The organism is Leifsonia sp. TF02-11 (assembly GCF_017565305.1).
Classification (GTDB): Bacteria; Actinomycetota; Actinomycetes; order Actinomycetales; family Microbacteriaceae; genus Leifsonia.
Map to the genome: position 1 here is coordinate 83231 of NZ_JAGEKP010000002.1, position 17663 is coordinate 100893.

A 17663-nucleotide genomic window follows, 5' to 3' on the forward strand; every position below is an offset into this window, starting at 1 on the left:
TGACGAACGGCACCGTCCACACATTCGGCTTCTTCATGCAAGCGTTACAAATGCGCGGGTGTTTGGCGACTGCTCATTTGAGCGGAATCGGCCGGACGAAGGGTCGTGCGACCAGGATGGCCGGACGACGCTCCCTACAGCCACCCGCGCCGCTTGAAGATCCCGTACAGCAGGGTGCTCAACCCCAGCATCGCCAGCACCGCGAGCGGGTAGCCGAGCGGCCAGGCGAGCTCCGGCATGTTGTGGAAGTTCATCCCGTAGATGCCCGCGATCAACGACGGAGCGAACAGGATCGCCGCCCAGGAGGAGATCTTCTTGACCTCCTCGCCCTGCCGGTGCGTCGAGTGGGCCAGCCTCGTCATCTCCTCGTTCTGGCGCTCCGACACCAGCGTGGAGTTCACGGTGAGGATGTCGCGGAGCAGGTAGCGGAACCCGTCGACCCACGTTCACCACGGTGAGGTGGTCGGCGACGTCGCGGAGCCGGCGTTCGAGCTCCTCGGTGACACCGTACTTGGCCGAGCCGCGCTCCAGGGCCACCATGACCGACGAGAGCGGATGCGTGGCGCGCTGGAAGTCGATGACCTCGCGCGACAGCTCGTAGATGCGTCGGGAGACCAGTGCGTCCCCGCCGAACACCTGCGTCTCGATCTCGTCGATGTCGTTGGCGAGACCGGCGACGACAGGGCTGTACGCGTCGACGACCGCGTCGATGATCGCGTAGAGGATGGCCTGCGGCCCGAGTGCCAGCAGGTCGCGCTCGCGCTCCATCCTGTGCCGCACCGTCGACAGGTCGGGGGACTCGCTGTGCCGGACCGTGATCACGAAGTTGGGGCCGACGAAGAGGTGGAGCTCGCCGAAGTCGACCTCCTCCGGCACGTCGAGGTAGTTCGCCGCCTTGAGCACGACGAACAGCACGGAGTCGTACCGCTCCAGCTTGGGTCGCTGGTGCGCGACGATCGCGTCCTCGATGGCCAGGGGGTGCAGGCTGAACTCCTCGGCCAGCGACATCAGCTCCTGCTCGCTCGGCCGGTACAGGCCGATCCAGGCGACACCGCCCGGCGTCCCGTCGAGGGCGCTGTAGGTCTCGGCCAGCGTGTGCGGCGATGCCACGCGCACACCGTTCGCGTAGATCGCGCTGTCCACCATGCTGTTCCGCGCGGCAGGACGCGGCTCCGTCAGCACCGGCTCAGGCGAACTGGGGGGATCGACCCTCCGGGCTCGGGACACGAAGGGCATCGGGATGCCGCGACGGTTCAGGTTCGCCATGATTCACCTCCTGGTGCGTGCGGATACGTCAGGCGGCCCTGCGGCGTCCCGCGCGATGGACGCCGGGAGCGATGGGCCACCTAACTGTACGCGCGCTGCCCGCCGGACGGCTGGACGTCGCGTCGCGCTGCGTCGCTGCACGCGTCGAGGATGACGCGCTCGTAGTGCCCGATCAGCTCGGAGCAGAGCACGTCCCAGCCCCTGCCCAGCACCCGCCGGCGGCCGGCCTCCCCCATCCGCAGGCGCAGCGGGGCATCGGTGGCGAGCATCGCGACCGCCGCACGCAGCGCCCTGTCGTCCGACGGCGGGAAGAGCAGCCCGTCGACTCCGTGCTCGACGAGGTCGATCGGCCCACCGGCCCGCGGTGCGATCACGGGGATGCCGGAGGCGTGCGCCTCCTGGACGGTCTGGCCGAACGTCTCCTCCGAGCCGGTGTGCACGAACGCGTCGAACGCCGCATACGCCGCGCCCAGCTCCGCTCCTCCGAGCCGGCCCAGCCAGGTCGTCGGCACGCCGTGCAGCTGCCGCTCGACGGCCTCGCGCGCCGGCCCGTCGCCGACGATGGCGACGGAGACGCCGGGCAGACCTTTGAGGACGCGCAGGCGTTCCACCTGCTTCTCCGGAGCGATCCGGCCGACGTACCCGATGACGACCTCGCCGTCGGGAGAGAGGCGCTCGCGCAGCGCGACGGCGTCGGGCCGGCGGCGGTTGTTGGGGTGGTATCGCTCGAGGTCGACGCCGCGGCCCCAGCGCGCCAGCCTGCGCACCCCGGCCTGGCGCAGGTCGTACTCGCTCGCCGACGACGGCACCAGCGTGAGGTCGGCGCCCTCGTGCACCCAGCGCACATACTTCCAGGCGATGGCCGCCGTCATCCCGAGGCCGTTGCGGCGGGCGAATCCGGCGACGTCGGTCTGGTAGATCGCGACGGAGGGCACGCCGACGCGGTTGGCGGCGGCGATCGCCTGCGCACCGAGGAAGAACGGGGAGGCAGCGTGCAGCACATCCGGCCCGAATCGCGCCAGGATGCGCTGGACCTGCGGGCTCGGCAGCCCGACGGGGAACTGCCGGTAGGCGATCGACGGCACCTGGTGGATGCGGAACCCCGCGTACTCGTCGGGTGCGCCGGCCTCCGGGCAGATCACGATGGCCTCGTGCCCGTGTTCGGCGAGATGATCCAGCACCCGGAGGACGCTGGTCGTCACCCCGTTGACTGTGGGGAGGAAGCTCTCGCTCACGACCGCGACCCGCATGGCTCCAGTGTCGGCGCACGGGATGACCCCGCTGTGAACAGCAGGTGACCAGAACCGCTCGGTATCCTTTCGCCATGAAGACTCCAGGCGCCCTCGACCGGTTCTACAGCGTCATCCCGGCCGGCGGGATCGGCTCGCGGCTGTGGCCGCTGTCCCGCGCCGACGCCCCGAAGTTCTTGCACGACCTCACCGGCTCCGGCCACACCCTGCTCCGCGACACCTGGGACCGCTTGGCGCCGATCTCGGGCGAGCAGCGGATCATGGTCGTCACCGGACGCGCCCATCGCGCCGCCGTGGAGGCCCAGCTCCCCTCGCTGGCGGACGCCAACGTCGTCCTCGAATCCGAGCCGCGCGACTCCACGGCCGCCATCGGGCTCGCGGCCGCCATCCTCGAGCGCCGGGAGCCCGGCGTGATCGTCGGGTCGTTCGCCGCCGATCACGTCATCCGCAACCAGCGCCTCTTCGCAGCGGCGGTCACGGAGGCGGTCGCCGCCGCAGACGAGGGATACATCACCACCATCGGCATCAAGCCCACCGAACCGGCGGTCGGCTTCGGCTACGTCCACTGCGGCGGTGCGCTCTCCGTGGCGGGCGCCCCGAGCGCCCTGGCCGTCGACTCCTTCGTCGAGAAGCCGGACCTGGCGACGGCGGAGCGCTACCTGGACAGCGGGTCGTACCTGTGGAACGCCGGGATGTTCATCGCCAGGGCCGACCGCCTCCTCGAGGAGATCGGCCGCTCGAAGCCGGAACTGCTGGCCGGTCTCCTCGAGCTGGCGGCTGCGTGGGACGACCCCGCGACGCGCGGGCCTGCGGTGGACCGCATCTGGCCCGGCCTCGAGAAGATCGCGATCGACTACTCGGTCGCGGAGCCCGCCGCGGCGGCCGGCCGGCTCGCCGTGATCCCCGGATACTTCGACTGGGACGACGTCGGCGACTTCGCCTCCCTGTCCAAGCTCAACTCGGGAGGCCGTGCGACCGACCTGGCGATACTGGGCGCCGACGCCCGAGTGCTCGCCGACGCGTCCAGCGGCATCGTGGTGAGCCAGACGAAGCGGGTCATCAGCCTCATCGGCGTGAAGGACATCGTGATCGTCGACACCCCCGACGCGCTGCTGGTGACGACGACGGACAACGCCCAGCGCGTCAAGTCTGTCGTCGACGCGCTCAAGGTCTCCGGCTCGACGGACGTGCTCTGAGCCGACGGAAGTGCCCTGAGTCGACGGACGTGCCCTGAGCCGACGGACGTGCCCTAAGCCGACGGACGCGCCCTGAGCCGAGCGTCCTGCCGCCGGCTCAGTCGACCGCCGACGGGCCGCTCTGCACGTCTGCGGCGATCCGCGAGATCTCCGCGTCGCTGACCACGATGCCGGCGTCGTCGAGCCGCTGGCGGAGCGCACGCTCGCTGTCCTCCAGAGGCAGCAGCTGCATGTCGGCGCGCAGCTGCTCGACGATGCCGGCGATCTTCTCGCCACGTCCAGCCTCCATGCTGCCGTCCATGATGGGTTCGTCCTGCGTCATGGAGCGGACGGTACGCCGGAGGCCGGCGGGGTCAACCGGGTACCCGACCAGAACTATCTCGACGTCGAGATAACGAAGGGCACCCTAAGCAGCGCGAAACCGGTGCGCGGCATAGACTTGCCACGCGCTTCGTGCGCCTTCTTCCAGCGATCGCAACCAGGGAGGGTTGTTCGTGCCAGAGCAAGCGGCAGGGACCCTGCAACCGACGACATCGAGGCCGGGCGGCACGCTGTACCGCGGCAGGGAGGGCATGTGGTCGTGGGTGCTTCACCGCATCACCGGCGTCGCCATCTTCTTCTTCCTCCTCGTCCACATCCTCGACACCTCGCTCATCCGGGTCAGCCCGGAGGCGTACAACGCGGTGATCGGCACCTACAAGAACCCGATCATGGGATTCGGCGAGATGGCGCTCGTCGCGGCGATCATCTTCCACGCCTTCAACGGCATCCGGATCATCCTCATCGACTTCTGGAGCAAGGGCGTCAAGTACCAGAAGGTCATGTTCTGGATCGTCATCGTGCTCTGGGTGATCCTCATGGCCGGCTTCGTGCCGACGCAGCTGATCCACATCTTCTCGGAGGTGAACTGACGTGACGACCATCGAGGCTCCGCGCACGCCGGCCCGCCCGGCCCGCAAGGGCGTCAACTGGGAGAAGTGGGGCTGGATCTACATGAGGGCATCCGGCCTCGTGCTGGTCATCCTCATCTTCGGCCACCTGCTGATCAACCTCGTCCTCGGCGACGGCGTCAAGCAGATCGACTTCGCCTTCGTCGCCGGCAAGTACGCGACGCCGTTCTGGCAGGTCTGGGACCTGCTGATGCTCTGGCTCGCGCTCATCCACGGCGGCAACGGCATGCGCACGCTGGTCAACGACTACGCGCACAACCGCACCGTGAACCGCATCCTCAAGTGGGCGATCGCCGCGGCGGTCGTGGTCCTGGTCGTGCTCGGCACGCTCGTGATCTTCACCTTCGACCCGTGCCCGGTGGGAGCCCACGCGGCGGACCTGCCGTCGTTCTGCCCGGCCAAGTGACTGACTGACGGAAAACAGAAGCTGTGACAACTGAAACCACTGAATCCACCGTCATCGACGGCGTCCACTACCACGAGTTCGACATCGTCATCGTCGGCGCCGGCGGCGCCGGCATGCGTGCCGCCATCGAGGCCGGCCCGCACGCGAAGACCGCGGTGATCTCGAAGCTCTACCCCACCCGCTCGCACACGGGCGCGGCGCAGGGCGGCATGGCCGCGGCGCTCGCGAACGTCGAGGAGGACAGCTGGGAGTGGCACACCTTCGACACCGTCAAGGGCGGCGACTACCTCGTCGACCAGGACGCCGCAGAGATCCTCGCCAAGGAGGCCATCGACGCGGTCATCGACCTCGAGAACATGGGTCTGCCGTTCAACCGCACGCCCGAGGGCAAGATCGACCAGCGCCGCTTCGGCGGTCACACCCGCGACCACGGCAAGGCGCCCGTGCGCCGCGCCTGCTACGCGGCAGACCGCACCGGCCACATGATCCTGCAGACGCTGTTCCAGAACTGCGTCAAGCTCGGCATCAACTTCTTCAACGAGTTCTACGTCCTCGACGTGATCATGAACGAGGTCGACGGCGTCGAGCAGCCCGCGGGAGTCGTGGCCTACGAGCTCGCGACCGGCGAACTGCACGTCTTCCACTCGAAGGCGATCATCTTCGCCACCGGCGGCTTCGGCAAGATCTTCAAGACGACCTCCAACGCGCACACCCTCACCGGCGACGGCGTCGGCATCATCTGGCGCAAGCGCCTGCCGCTGGAGGACATGGAGTTCTTCCAGTTCCACCCGACCGGCCTCGCCGGCCTCGGCATCCTCCTCACCGAGGGCGCGCGAGGCGAGGGCGCCATCCTCCGCAACGCCTCGGGCGAGCGGTTCATGGAGCGCTACGCCCCCACGATCAAAGACCTCGCGCCGCGCGACATCGTCGCCCGCTGCATGGTCCAGGAGGTCGCGGAGGGCCGCGGAGCCGGCCCGCACAAGGACTACGTGCTCCTCGACTGCACCCACCTGGGTGCGGAGGTCCTGGAGACCAAGCTCCCCGACATCACCGAGTTCGCCCGCACCTACCTGGGCGTCGACCCGGTCGTAGAGCCCGTGCCGGTCATGCCGACCGCACACTACGCGATGGGCGGCATCCCCACCAACAACAACGCAGAGGTGCTGCGCGACAACACGACCGTCGTCCCCGGCCTGTACGCCGCCGGCGAGTGCGCGTGCGTGTCCGTGCACGGCTCCAACCGCCTCGGCACCAACTCGCTGCTCGACATCAACGTGTTCGGCAAGCGGGCGGGCAACAACGCGGTCGAGTACGTCAAGACGGCCACGGCAGTCCCGCTCCCCGACGACCCGGCGGCGTTCGTCCGCGGCCTGATCGAGGGCCTCCGCAGCGGCACCGGCACCGAGCGGATCGCCGCGATCCGCAAGGAATTGCAGGACGAGATGGACAAGAACGCCCAGGTGTTCCGCACCGACGAGTCGCTCGAGAAGGTGACGGGCACGATCCACGCCCTGCGCGAGCGCTACAAGAACATCGTCGTGCAAGACAAGGGCAAGCGCTTCAACACCGACCTGCTCGAGGCCGTCGAGCTGGGCTTCCTGCTCGACCTCGCCGAGGTCGTCGTCTACTCGGCCCGCAACCGCAAGGAGTCGCGCGGCGGCCACATGCGCGACGACTTCCCGAAGCGCGACGACGAGAACTACATGAAGCACACGATGGCCTACCTCACCGGCGACCCGCACTCCGCCGACGCGGCAGACCACATCACGCTGGATTGGAAGCCGGTCGTCGTGACCCGCTACCAGCCGATGGAGAGGAAGTACTGATGTCGACCGCCGTGCTCGAGACTCCCCCGGCCCCCGAGGCCCCGGTCCAGTCGTTCACCGTGACGCTCATCATCCGCCGGTTCGACCCGGACGTCGACACCGAGCCGCGCTGGCAGGACTTCGACGTCGAGATGTTCCCGACCGACCGCATCCTCGATGCGTTGCACAAGATCAAGTGGGAGCAGGACGGCTCGCTGACCTTCCGCCGCTCGTGCGCCCACGGCATCTGCGGCTCCGACGCCATGCGCATCAACGGCCGCAACCGCCTCGCCTGCAAGACGCTGATCAAAGACCTGGACATCTCCAAGCCGATCTACGTCGAGGCGATCAAGGGTCTGCCGCTCGAGAAGGACCTGATCGTCGACATGGAGCCGTTCTTCGCCTCCTACCGCGAGGTGCAGCCGTTCCTGGTGGCGAACAGCACGCCGCCGAAGGACAAGGAGCGCATCCAGTCGGTCGCCGATCGCGCCCGCTTCGACGACACCACCAAGTGCATCCTCTGCGCCGCGTGCACGTCGTCCTGCCCGGTGTTCTGGACCGACGGCCAGTACTTCGGACCGGCGGCCATCGTCAACGCGCACCGCTTCATCTTCGACTCCCGCGACGACAACTCGCAGGTGCGCCTCGACATCCTCAACGACAAGGAGGGCGTCTGGCGCTGCCGGACGACCTTCAACTGCACCGACGCGTGCCCGCGCGGCATCCAGGTGACGCAGGCGATCGCGGAGGTCAAGCAGGCCATCATGCGCGGCAAGCGCTGAATGCGCGGCAACCGCTGAATGCGCGGCAACCGCTGAATGCGCGGCAACCGCTGAATATGCAGTGATGGCGCCCTCGGAAGCCGAGGGCGCCATCGTCGTTGCACGAGTCAGTACCGGTACGTCGGGGATACGAAGCCGATTCTCGCCGCTTGACCGCTTGGCATGTGGACGGCGAAGACGACCTCGAACTGGACCACGCTGCCTTTGGGGAAATTGCTGGGCATGAAAGCGTAGGTCTTGTTGTTCGCGATGATCGGGTTTTCACCGGGGTCGATGTTCGGGATGATTCCCGCTGTCGCGCCCGCGAAGCTGTGCTGGGCGTAGATCGAGTTGGTCGGCCCGGTGAGGATCCGTGTGCCGATATTGAGCCCGACTCCCTGGTACGGGTTACCCGGTGCGCCATTGGTGACGATGCTGACAACCGATACGTCCATCCCGATCCGGACGGTCCCCCAGCCGCTCTTGAACCCTCCTGACTTCATGATCGCGCCGTACGGCACGTTGCCGAAGTTGTTGGTGAGCTTCACCCCGTCGTCGGTGGAGAATCGCAGATCGAGCAGAGGCCTGGTCGGTCCCACTGCCGTGAGCGCGACGATTCCGGCCGTGTGCGTGAACCATCGGGTGTCGGATCCGGAAACCGATATCTCACGCCACGTATTGGCCAGCGGAAGCAGACGGTAGCCACGCTCGACGGAACCGACCGGGAGCGAGGACAGCGACGCCGACCCCGGGGTGTAGAGCGGCTGGGTCGGGCTGGACACCGTCAGCACCCCGTCGGTCGTAGCGATCGGCGCCTTGACGGTGAGCGAGAAGGCGAGCCCGTTCAGCTTCGGCTGCGCCACCACCGTGAAGCCCGCGGTCACCGTCGCCGACAGTTGGAAATCGGCGGGCAACGTCTTACCGTCGGGCGGCACGACCACCCCCGTGATCGTCAACGACTGCCCCGCCAGGAGGTCATAGCTCTCACGATCCAACACGATCATTGCGGATACGCCCGGGGACACCGCAAAAGCCGGTGACCCCACCGACATCACGATCGCGGGCGCCGCCCACGCAGCCGTACGCGCGACAGTACGACGAGAGACCAGAGACGGGGGGACATGCGGTTCGGGGGTCACGAGAATTCTCCTACGGGTTACTCAGATATTGGATTTATGTTTTTCATTCTATACAGAGAAGAAGGAATCCACCACCCACGGGCTGCGGCGGCAGCTGAATGGGAACGACAAAGGCGCCCCCGGTCTCGGGGGCGCCCTGGTCATGGAGCGGGATCGACGTGGTAACTGGATGTCGCACCACGTCGGGGGATGTCGGCGGGAGCTAGTACCGGTATGTCGGGGACACGAAGCCGATCTTCGCCTTTTGGTCGCCCGGCATGTAGACGGTGAAGACGACCTCGAACTGTGCTGAGCTGCCCTTGGGGAAGTCGCCAGGCATGAACGCGTAGGTCTTGTTGTTCGCGGTGATCGGGGTTCGGTTCGGGTCGATGTTCGGCATGGTGGTCGCAGTCGCGCCGGCGAAGTTGTGGGTAAGGCCCATTGTGGTCGGCCCGGTGATGACCCGTGTGCCGATATTGAGCCCGACCCCCTGGTCCGGGTTACCTGGCCTTCCGCTGCTGGTGATGCTGACGACCATCGAGTCGACCATCAACGCGAGGGTTCCCCAACTGCTTCTGAACCCTCCTGTTTTCGTGATCGTGCCGTACGGCACATTGCCGAAGTTGTCGGGGAGTTTCACCCCGTTGTCGGTGGAGAACCGCAGATCGAGCAGAGGCCTGGTCGGTCCCACTGCCGTGAGCGCGACGATTCCAGCCGCGTGCGTGAACCACCGGGTGTCGGACCCGGAGACCGACATCTCACGCCACGTATTGGCCAGTGGAAGCAGACGGTAGCCGCGCTCGACCGTACCGACCGGCAGCGAGGACAGCGACGCCGACCCCGGCGTGTAGAGCGGCTGGGTCGGGCTGGACACCGTCAGCACCCCGTCGGTCGTAGCGATCGGCGCCTTGACGGTGAGCGAGAAGGCGAGCCCGTTCAGCTTCGGCTGCGCCACCACCGTGAAGCCCGCGGTCACCGTCGCCGACAGTTGGAAATCGGCGGGCAACGTCTTACCGTCGGGCGGCACGACCACCCCCGTGATCGTCAACGACTGCCCCGCCAGGACGTCGTAGCTTTCATGGTCCAACACGATCGTCGCCGCCAGTACGGGGGACGCTGCGAAGGCAGGGGACCCTGCCGACATCACGATCGCGGGCGCTGCCCACGCGGCCGTACGCGCCACAGTACGACGAGAGACCAGAGACGGGGGGACATGTGGTTCGGGGGTCACAAGAATTCTCCTCAATTGAAAAATGCTACATGCTGCCTTGTTATTTTAGACTTCAGCTACTCTAGCTTCAATTCGAAGCCCGCGCGACTCCGACCGCTCGGCGGTGGCGCCCCGCCGGGGGGATCGCTCGATATCCTTGCGGCGTGGCCAAGAAGTCCCGATCACCCGTAGCCGAGCGCGCCCAGCCTGGCGCGTCGGTGCAGCCGGACCCGTCGGTCCAGCGCGCCGAAGGGACGGTGGAACCCGAAGAGTCGCTCAAGGAGCGCATCCTCGACGCAGCCGAGCCGCTCAAGGAGCGTTTGGAGAAGCCGGTGGCCCGCGTCTCCCGTTGGGCCAAGTGGGTGCAGAGCCTGCGCCCCTACCGCGTCTACATCAACTACTCGCACTCGGACGGCAACCTCCGAGCAGCCGGGATGGGCTTCCAGTCGCTGTTCGCGATCTTCGCCGCCGTCTGGCTGGGGTTCTCCGTCGCCGGTATCTGGCTCAGCGGCAACGAGCAGGTCTTCAACGCTCTCGTCGCGATCATCAACCGCGCCGTCCCCGGGCTGATCTCGACGCCGACGTCGGAGGGCGCCATCAATGTCGAGCAGCTGCAATCGGCAACCGGGTTCGGCTGGTACGGCGCCATCGCGGCCATCGGCCTCCTCTGGACGGCCATCGGCTGGCTCTACTACACCCGCCAGGCCGTCCGGGCGGTCTTCGGGCTCAGCCGCGACACGACGAACTACGTGCTGCAGAAGATCCGGGATCTGTTCCTGGCGCTCGGGTTCGGTCTGGTGCTGATCGTCTCTGCGCTGCTCACCATCCTCAGCACGCAGGCGCTCGCGTTCATCCTCGACCTGATCGGGATCGGCTCGGATTCGTTCTGGGCGACGGCCGCCGCCCAGTTCTCCGGTCTTCTGGTGTCCGTCATCCTCAACATCTTCACGCTCGGCGCGATGTTCCGCGTCATGGCGCGCGTCTCGATCCCCTGGAAGAACCTCTTCTTCGGGGTGCTGCTCGGCGCCGTGATCCTCGCCGCACTGAGCGCGCTCGGCGGCTACTTCCTCGGCGCCGCGACGAAGAACCCGCTGCTGGCGTCCTTCGCCGTCTTCGTCGGACTCCTGCTCTGGTTCAACCTCGTCTCGCGGGTCATCCTGCTGTCGGCGTCCTGGATCGCCGTCGGCATGTTCGACTCCGGGCTCTCGCCGCGGATGGTCACCCCGGAGCAGGCGGCCGCCGAGCGCGCAGCGGCCGAGTACGAGGCGCGCGTGCTCGTGGCCAGAGCGGAGCTCCAGAACGCGAAGGACGACCTCGGCACGGCACGGTTCCTCGCGCGCCTCGGCGCGCAACGCAGGGTGGAGAAGGCCGAGCACCGGCTCAACGATCTGCTCGACGAGAGCAGCGTCAGCGCACGCCGCTAGGCTGGGAGCATGCCCTCGAAACCCCTGCGCATCGCGACGGTCAACGTCAACGGCATCCGTGCCGCCTTCCGCAAGGGCATGGGCTCGTGGCTCGACGCGCGCGACGTCGACATCCTCGCACTGCAGGAGGTGCGCGCGTCCACCGAAGACCTCCAGGGTCTCCTCGGCGACGCGTGGGACATCGTGCACGACCCCGCCACGGCCAAGGGACGTGCCGGCGTCGCGATCGCCAGCAGGCACCGCGCGCACATCCACCGGGTCGAGCTCGGCGCGGCCGAGTTCGACAGCGCGGGCCGCTGGCTCGAGGCCGACTACGAGATCGGCTCGAAGGTCGTCACGGTGGTGAGCGCGTACGTGCACTCCGGCGAGGCCGGAACCGAGAAGCAGGACGCCAAGTACACCTTCCTCGACGCGATGGAGGCACGGCTTCCCGAGCTGCAGAAGCACAACCCGCTCGCCGTCGTCATGGGCGACCTCAATGTCGGCCACCGCACGCTCGACATCCGCAACTGGAAGGGCAACGTCAAGCGGGCCGGCTTCCTCCCGGAGGAGCGTGCCTACTTCGACCGGATCCTCGGTGCGGAGGGCGACCCGCGGTACAACGACGGCGCCGGGCTCGGCTGGGTCGACGTCGGGCGCAAGGCCGCAGGAGAAGTCGACGGCCCGTACACCTGGTGGTCGTGGCGCGGTCAGGCGTTCGACAACGACACCGGGTGGCGCATCGACTACCAGCTGGCCTCCCCCGCCCTCGCGGCGACGGTGAAGAACTACGCGGTCGACCGGGCAGCGGCCTACGACGAGCGATGGTCCGACCACACCCCCGTGGTCGTCGACTACGCCATCTGAGCGCAGCAGGGCCGCAGACGCACCCGCACTCCCATCCAGACCCGAGCCCGACAGCGGGCATCGACTTCGAAGGCACAGACATGAGCACACTCCCCCGCCTCTACTCCGGCATGCAGCCGTCGGCGGACTCCCTCCACCTCGGCAACTACATCGGCGCGCTCCTGCAGTGGAAAGACCTGCAGAGCACCCACGACGCGTTCTTCTCCGTCGTCGACCTGCACGCGATCACCGTGGCGCAGGACCCCGCGGAGCTGCGCGAGAAGACCCGCCGCACGGCGGCGCAGTACATCGCAGCGGGCATCGACCCCTCCGCCTCCACGCTGTACGTGCAGTCGCACGTGCCGGCGCACGCGCAGCTGGCCTGGGTGCTCAACACGATCACCGGGTTCGGCGAGGCGTCGCGGATGACGCAGTTCAAAGACAAGTCGGCCAAGCAGGGTGCCGACGCCACCTCCGTCGGCCTCTTCGCCTACCCGGTGCTGATGGCCGCGGACATCCTGCTCTACGACACCGAGGTCGTCCCGGTCGGCGACGACCAGCGCCAGCACGTCGAGTTGACGCGCGACCTGGCCGAGCGGTTCAACAAGCGCTTCGGCGAGACCTTCGTGGTGCCGCAGGCGATGATCCTGAAGGACGGTGCGCGCATCTACGACCTCCAGAACCCGGAGTCGAAGATGTCCAAGTCGGCCGACTCGGGCGCCGGGATCATCTGGCTGCTCGACGAGCCCGACGTGACCCGCAAGAAGATCATGCGGGCCGTCACCGACACCGACGGCGTCGTGTCGTTCGACCGCGCGGGCAAGCCGGGCATCTCGAATCTGCTGAACATCTATTCGGCGCTCAGCGGCCGCGCGGTGGCCGACATCGAGCTCGACTACGACGGCAAAGGCTACGGCGACTTCAAGAAGGGGCTCGTGGAGGTCGTGGTCGAGACGTTCGGCCCGGTGCGCGAGCGCGCGCTCGACCTGCTCGGCGACCCGGCCGAGCTCGACCGCATCCTCGCCGGCAACGCCGAGCGCGCGAGCGAGGTCGCCGAGCGCACGCTGGCCAAGGCGTACAACGCGGTCGGGCTGCTCCGGCGGGCACGCTGATGGTGCGGGCGCCGAGGGAGTTGGCCGGCGGGCCGCTGATCCTGTCGGCGCCCGGCTCCGACGACATCGACAGGATCGCGGACCTCTGCCGCGACCCGCGCATCGCCGCGTGGACCACCGTGCCCACGCCGTACGAGCGGACGCACGCCGAGGGCTTCGTCACGCGCGTCGTCCCCGACGGGTGGACCAGCGGCCGCGAGTGCACGTGGGCGATCCGCGAGGCGACGACGCACGTGCTGCACGGGATGATCGGGCTGCACCACATCGACGAGGGCGAGGGCGAGATCGGCTACTGGCTCGCCGAAGAGGCGCGAGGACGCGGCTGGATGGCGCGCGCCGTTCAGGTCGTGCTCGACTTCGCGTTCGCCGAGGCGCCCGACGGCCTGGGGCTCCAGCGCGTCGTGTGGCACGCCTACGCCGGCAACGCGGCGAGCGCGGCGGTCGCGCGTCGGGCCGGCTTCCAGTGGGAGGGCGTCGCCCGGCTCGGCGTCGCCCACCGCGGGGTGCGACGCGACGACTGGCAGGCCGGCCTGTTGGCGACCGACCCGCGTGAGTCGTCGAGCGGCTGGCCGGAGTACACCTACATCCAGGCGCCCGCGTGAGCCGCATCCGCGTCGTACTCTTCGACCTCGACGACACGCTGTTCGCGCACCGCGCGGCCGTCTCGAGCGGCATCCAGCGCTACGCCGCGACACTGGGCGAACCGTACGGCACGATGGACGCTGTCGACCTGGTGGCGCTCTGGCACGACCTGGAGGAGCAGCACTACCACTCCTACCTCGCCGGCCGTCTCGACTTCGAGGGCCAGCGCCAGGCGCGGGCGCGCGACTTCGCGGCCCGGCACGGCATCGAGCTCGGGGCCGCAGAGGCCAGCGCGTGGTTCGCCGACTACTTCGAGCACTACGTCGCCGCCTGGTCGCTCCACCACGACGCCCTCCGCTGTCTCGACGCACTCGAGGCGACGATCCCCGGTGTCCGGTTCGGACTCATCACCAACGGCGACCTCGCGTTCCAGCGCCGCAAGGTCGAGGCGGTGGGCCTCGACGTCCGGATGGATCACCTCATCGCGTCCGGCGAGGTGGGTGTCGCCAAGCCCGACGCCCGCATCTTCGAGGAAGCCTGCTCGGAGTTCGGCGTGCGGCCCGAGCAGGCGGTCTACGTCGGAGACCGGCTGCGCACGGACGCGATCGGCGCAGCACGCGCCGGCCTGACCGGGGTCTGGCTGAACCGCCGCGGCGACGTTCCGCCGGCCGAGGACGCTGCCGAGGCGGCCGCCGTCGGCGTGATCGAGCTCACCTCACTCGACGCGCTGCCCGACGCGCTCGGCCTGGAGGCGCCGACCTCCGCCTGAGCACGGTCGATGCGCCGCCCCGCGCTCAGTTGCCCTTGGTGCAGGTCTGCTGGGCCGCCGTCTGGCCCGTCACGTTCGAGGGGAGGCTGACGGAGGTGGGGCTCGGGGTGGGAGCGGAGCCTGCCGCCGCGGTGGCGCTGGGCGCGGGCGAGGGGGTCGCGCTGGGCGTCGCCGACGGTGCCGGCGTCGCCGACTCGGTGCCGGAGCCGGTCGTCCCCGTGAGCACGACGGGGGTGTCCGTGGTCAGCGCCTGCTTGAGCGCGCGAACGCCGGAGGGTTCCGGCACGACCCGGTTGGTGTTGTCGGGGTCGGTCATCGACGGGTACTGCAGGAACACGAAGTCGCTCAGTGGAACGCTCTTGAGCGCCAGGCCGATCGAGACGATCGTGGTCGGCGAGTCGAGCGTGTCCGAGAGGGTCAGGTTGGACGTCGCCGCCTTCGCCAGCGTGTAGAGCGTCAGCGGGTTCGTCAGCACTCCTGCGCTGGTCATCGTGCGCAGCAGGGAGGACAGGAAGAGCTGCTGGTTGCTGATCCTGCCGAGGTCGCTGCCGTCGCCGACGCCGTGCCGGCTGCGCACGAAGGCGAGCGCCTCCTGTCCGACGAGGGTCTGCTGCCCCGCGGGGAGTTTCAAACCCACGTACGGGTCGGTGAGCGGCGTCGCCAAGCACACGGGAACGCCTCCCACGGCGTTGGACATCGCGATGACGCCGTCGAAGCTGATCTCGGCGGCGTACGGGATGGTGAGACCGGTGAGCGCCTCCGCCGTCAGCACGACGCAGGAGAGCCCGCCCGTCGACAGCGTGGTGTTGAACTGCGCGCTTTCCTGCGGCGACGTCGAGCCGCCACCCGAGGTCGGGCACGACGGGATGGGCGCCATCAGGTCGCGGGGGATGCTGATGACCGTCGCGTGCTTGTGGTCGGCGGAGAGGTGCAGCACCATCGTGACGTCGTTGTTGCCTGCGCCCGAACTGCCGGCGAGCTCGTCCGCGGACGAGAACTGGCCGCCCTGGCCCGTGCGTGTGTCCGTGCCGGCGAGCAGGATGTTGACCGCCCCCGACTCGGCGCCGACGCTGGGCGGGGTGACCGACTTGCCGGACGCGGACACGAGGTGGATGGACGGTTTGAGCGAGCGCACGGTGTCCTGCACCGCATACGCGGCGATGCCGCCGACGGCGAGCAGCACGACGGCGACGCCGGAGGCGAGCAACCGCGCCAGCGGCCCGCGCGCGCGGCGCACGGGGAGCCGGCCGTGGCGCACAGGGAGCGGGCGCACGACGGAAGAATGCCTCATGCGAGCACAGTAGGCGACCAGTCTGCGGGAAACCTCTCGCACGGATGAGGAAACCGACAGACGGCGGGTCGACGACCGCACGCGCGAACGCCGCCCGACGGGAGCCGGGCGGCGTTCGGTGGAACAGCGTGGAGGTTACTTCACGTCGTCGTCGACCCAGTCGAACGTCTTCGTGACGGCCTTCTTCCACAGGCGCAGCTGGCGGTCGCGCTCGGCTGGCTCCATGTCCGGCGTCCAGCGACGGTCCTCCTGCCAGTTCTTGCGCAGGTCGTCCAGGTCGCTCCAGAAGCCGACAGCGAGACCCGCGGCGTAGGCGGCGCCCAGCGCCGTCGTCTCCGCGACGACCGGTCGCACGACCGGCACGCCGAGGATGTCCGCCTGGAACTGCATGAGCGTGTTGTTGGCGATCATGCCGCCGTCCACCTTGAGCTCCTGCAGCTCGACACCGGAGTCGGCGTTGACCGCGTCCAGCACCTCGCGGGTCTGGAAGGCGGTGGCCTCCAGCACCGCGCGGGCGATGTGACCCTTGTTGACGTAGCGCGTGAGGCCGACGAGGGCACCGCGCGCGTCCGCCCGCCAGTACGGCGCGAACAGTCCGGAGAACGCGGGCACGAAGTACGCGCCTCCGTTGTCCTCGACGGTCTTCGCCAGGTCCTCGATCTCGGGGGCGCTGGAGATGATACCGAGGTTGTCGCGCAGCCACTGCACCAGCGAACCGGTGACGGCGATCGAGCCCTCCAGGGCGTAGTGCGACTTCTCGTCGCCCAGCTTGTAGCCGAGCGTCGTCAGGAGGCCGTTCTTGGAGTGGACGATCTCCTCACCCGTGTTGAAGATGAGGAAGTTGCCGGTGCCGTAGGTGTTCTTGGACTCGCCCGGGTCGAACGCGGCCTGGCCGAACGTGGCGGCCTGCTGGTCGCCGAGGATGCCGGCGACGGGCACCTCGCGCAGCAGGCTGGACGACTCGACCGTGCCGTAGACCTCGGAGGAGCTCTTGATCTCCGGGAGCATCGACTTCGGGACGCCGAACGCCTCGAGGATGTCGTCGCGCCAGGTGAGCGTCTCCAGATCCATGAACATGGTGCGCGACGCGTTGGTCACGTCGGTGGCGTGCACGCCGCCGTCGGGGCCGCCGGTCAGGTTCCAGAGCACCCATGCGTCGGTGTTGCCGAAGAGCAGCTCACCGCGCTCGGCGCGCTCGCGTGCGCCCTCCACGTTCTCGAGGATCCACGCGATCTTGGTGCCCGAGAAGTAGGTCGCCAGCGGGAGGCCGACGATCTGCTTGAAGCGCTCGACGCCGCCGTCGGCGGCGAGGCGGTCGACGATCGGCTGCGTGCGGGTGTCCTGCCAGACGATGGCGTTGTACACCGGCTCGCCGGTGTTCTTGTCCCAGACCACCGCGGTCTCGCGCTGGTTGGTGATACCGACCGCCGCGATGTCGTGACGGGTCAGGTCCGCCTTCGACAGCGCCTGGCCGATCACCTCGCGGGTGTTGTTCCAGATCTCCTTCGGGTCGTGCTCGACCCACCCGGCCTTCGGGAAGATCTGCTCGTGCTCCAGCTGTCCAGTCGAGACGATCGACCCGGACTTGTCGAAGATGATCGCCCTGGTGCTCGTTGTGCCCTGGTCGATAGCGACGACGTAGTCGGCCATAAGGTGACTCCTTTGTTCTTTGGGGGTGGGACTGAAGAGGGCCGGTCG

Annotated in this window: 16 protein-coding genes and 1 pseudogene; 10 read left to right on the forward strand and 7 right to left on the reverse strand. The window is 68.4% G+C overall.

Annotated elements, in window-relative coordinates:
- Window positions 1-134 precede the first annotated feature (134 nt).
- Both JNB50_RS01795 and JNB50_RS01800 read right to left on the reverse strand, forming a co-directional pair.
- Window positions 135-1266 (reverse strand): annotated as a pseudogene (locus JNB50_RS01795) (magnesium and cobalt transport protein CorA).
- 80 nt (window positions 1267-1346) lie between these two features.
- Entirely contained in the window at window positions 1347-2516 is a 1170-nt protein-coding gene (locus JNB50_RS01800) for a glycosyltransferase family 1 protein (RefSeq protein ID WP_208038409.1), read from the reverse strand.
- Window positions 2517-2590: 74 nt separating this feature from the next.
- Between JNB50_RS01800 and JNB50_RS01805 the strand changes: the two genes are divergently transcribed.
- The gene (locus JNB50_RS01805; protein ID WP_208038410.1) at window positions 2591-3712 is read left to right on the forward strand and encodes a mannose-1-phosphate guanylyltransferase; all 1122 of its coding nucleotides are present in this window, start codon (window positions 2591-2593) and stop codon (window positions 3710-3712) included.
- A gap of 97 nt (window positions 3713-3809) precedes the next feature.
- Here JNB50_RS01805 and JNB50_RS01810 read toward each other — a convergent pair whose 3' ends face one another.
- Window positions 3810-4034, reverse strand: coding sequence for a hypothetical protein (locus JNB50_RS01810; RefSeq protein ID WP_208038411.1), 225 nt, complete (start codon window positions 4032-4034; stop codon window positions 3810-3812).
- Between the two features lie 250 nt (window positions 4035-4284).
- Between JNB50_RS01810 and sdhC the strand changes: the two genes are divergently transcribed.
- Genes sdhC through JNB50_RS01830 form a run of 4 tightly spaced genes read left to right on the forward strand, consistent with a single transcriptional unit; the run spans window position 4285 to window position 7655 of the window.
- Entirely contained in the window at window positions 4285-4623 is a 339-nt protein-coding gene (gene sdhC, locus JNB50_RS01815; RefSeq protein WP_243767922.1) for a succinate dehydrogenase, cytochrome b556 subunit, read from the forward strand.
- Window position 4624: 1 nt separating this feature from the next.
- Window positions 4625-5068 (forward strand): succinate dehydrogenase hydrophobic membrane anchor subunit, encoded by a 444-nt coding sequence (locus JNB50_RS01820; RefSeq protein ID WP_208038413.1) that lies wholly within the window; start codon window positions 4625-4627, stop codon window positions 5066-5068.
- Between the two features lie 23 nt (window positions 5069-5091).
- Window positions 5092-6894 carry a succinate dehydrogenase flavoprotein subunit gene (sdhA, locus tag JNB50_RS01825; RefSeq protein ID WP_208038414.1) on the forward strand — a complete coding sequence of 601 codons (1803 nt, stop codon included), beginning with the start codon at window positions 5092-5094 and terminating at the stop codon, window positions 6892-6894.
- Complete coding sequence (locus JNB50_RS01830; RefSeq protein WP_208038415.1) at window positions 6894-7655, forward strand: succinate dehydrogenase iron-sulfur subunit; 762 nt, start codon at window positions 6894-6896, stop codon at window positions 7653-7655. The genes sdhA and JNB50_RS01830 overlap by 1 nt, the downstream gene beginning before the upstream one ends.
- Before the next feature lie 107 nt (window positions 7656-7762).
- Here the strand turns inward: JNB50_RS01830 and JNB50_RS01835 are convergent, their stop codons facing one another.
- Window positions 7763-8773: a hypothetical protein gene (locus JNB50_RS01835; RefSeq protein WP_208038416.1), complete on the reverse strand. Its 1011-nt coding sequence runs from the start codon at window positions 8771-8773 to the stop codon at window positions 7763-7765.
- Window positions 8774-8975: 202 nt separating this feature from the next.
- Window positions 8976-9935 carry a hypothetical protein gene (locus JNB50_RS01840; protein ID WP_208038417.1) on the reverse strand — a complete coding sequence of 320 codons (960 nt, stop codon included), beginning with the start codon at window positions 9933-9935 and terminating at the stop codon, window positions 8976-8978.
- A 191-nt stretch (window positions 9936-10126) separates the two neighbouring features.
- Here JNB50_RS01840 and JNB50_RS01845 point away from each other — a divergent pair, with 191 nt between their 5' ends.
- The 5 genes from JNB50_RS01845 (at window position 10127) to JNB50_RS01865 (ending at window position 14674) form a co-directional block, all read left to right on the forward strand.
- Entirely contained in the window at window positions 10127-11386 is a 1260-nt protein-coding gene (locus JNB50_RS01845) for a YihY/virulence factor BrkB family protein (RefSeq protein WP_307794569.1), read from the forward strand.
- Window positions 11387-11395: 9 nt separating this feature from the next.
- Window positions 11396-12232 (forward strand): exodeoxyribonuclease III, encoded by an 837-nt coding sequence (locus tag JNB50_RS01850; protein WP_208038418.1) that lies wholly within the window; start codon window positions 11396-11398, stop codon window positions 12230-12232.
- 80 nt (window positions 12233-12312) lie between these two features.
- On the forward strand, window positions 12313-13323 hold the full coding sequence (gene trpS, locus JNB50_RS01855; RefSeq protein WP_208038419.1) for a tryptophan--tRNA ligase: 1011 nt from the start codon (window positions 12313-12315) through the stop codon (window positions 13321-13323).
- On the forward strand, window positions 13323-13925 hold the full coding sequence (locus JNB50_RS01860; protein WP_208038420.1) for a GNAT family N-acetyltransferase: 603 nt from the start codon (window positions 13323-13325) through the stop codon (window positions 13923-13925). Before trpS ends, JNB50_RS01860 begins: the two co-directional genes overlap by 1 nt.
- On the forward strand, window positions 13922-14674 hold the full coding sequence (locus tag JNB50_RS01865; RefSeq protein WP_208038421.1) for an HAD family hydrolase: 753 nt from the start codon (window positions 13922-13924) through the stop codon (window positions 14672-14674). The genes JNB50_RS01860 and JNB50_RS01865 overlap by 4 nt, the downstream gene beginning before the upstream one ends.
- A gap of 25 nt (window positions 14675-14699) precedes the next feature.
- On the opposite strand, the gene JNB50_RS01870 is transcribed toward JNB50_RS01865, so the two are convergent.
- Window positions 14700-15965, reverse strand: coding sequence for an LCP family protein (locus JNB50_RS01870; protein ID WP_208038422.1), 1266 nt, complete (start codon window positions 15963-15965; stop codon window positions 14700-14702).
- A gap of 135 nt (window positions 15966-16100) precedes the next feature.
- Window positions 16101-17615, reverse strand: coding sequence for a glycerol kinase GlpK (gene glpK, locus JNB50_RS01875; protein ID WP_208038423.1), 1515 nt, complete (start codon window positions 17613-17615; stop codon window positions 16101-16103).
- Window positions 17616-17663: the final 48 nt, after the last annotated feature.

Excerpts from the sequence above, each read along its gene's own strand:
- JNB50_RS01830 (WP_208038415.1), top strand. The coding sequence starts at position 6,894 with ATGTCGACCGCCGTGCTCGAGACTCCCCCGGCCCCCGAGGCCCCGGTC.
- glpK (WP_208038423.1), bottom strand. The coding sequence starts at position 17,615 with ATGGCCGACTACGTCGTCGCTATCGACCAGGGCACAACGAGCACCAGG.
- JNB50_RS01805 (WP_208038410.1), top strand. The coding sequence starts at position 2,591 with ATGAAGACTCCAGGCGCCCTCGACCGGTTCTACAGCGTCATCCCGGCC.
- JNB50_RS01810 (WP_208038411.1), bottom strand. The coding sequence starts at position 4,034 with ATGACGCAGGACGAACCCATCATGGACGGCAGCATGGAGGCTGGACGT.
- sdhC (WP_243767922.1), top strand. The coding sequence starts at position 4,285 with ATGTGGTCGTGGGTGCTTCACCGCATCACCGGCGTCGCCATCTTCTTC.
- JNB50_RS01800 (WP_208038409.1), bottom strand. The coding sequence starts at position 2,516 with ATGCGGGTCGCGGTCGTGAGCGAGAGCTTCCTCCCCACAGTCAACGGG.
- JNB50_RS01860 (WP_208038420.1), top strand. The coding sequence starts at position 13,323 with ATGGTGCGGGCGCCGAGGGAGTTGGCCGGCGGGCCGCTGATCCTGTCG.
- trpS (WP_208038419.1), top strand. The coding sequence starts at position 12,313 with ATGAGCACACTCCCCCGCCTCTACTCCGGCATGCAGCCGTCGGCGGAC.
- JNB50_RS01850 (WP_208038418.1), top strand. The coding sequence starts at position 11,396 with ATGCCCTCGAAACCCCTGCGCATCGCGACGGTCAACGTCAACGGCATC.
- JNB50_RS01870 (WP_208038422.1), bottom strand. The coding sequence starts at position 15,965 with ATGAGGCATTCTTCCGTCGTGCGCCCGCTCCCTGTGCGCCACGGCCGG.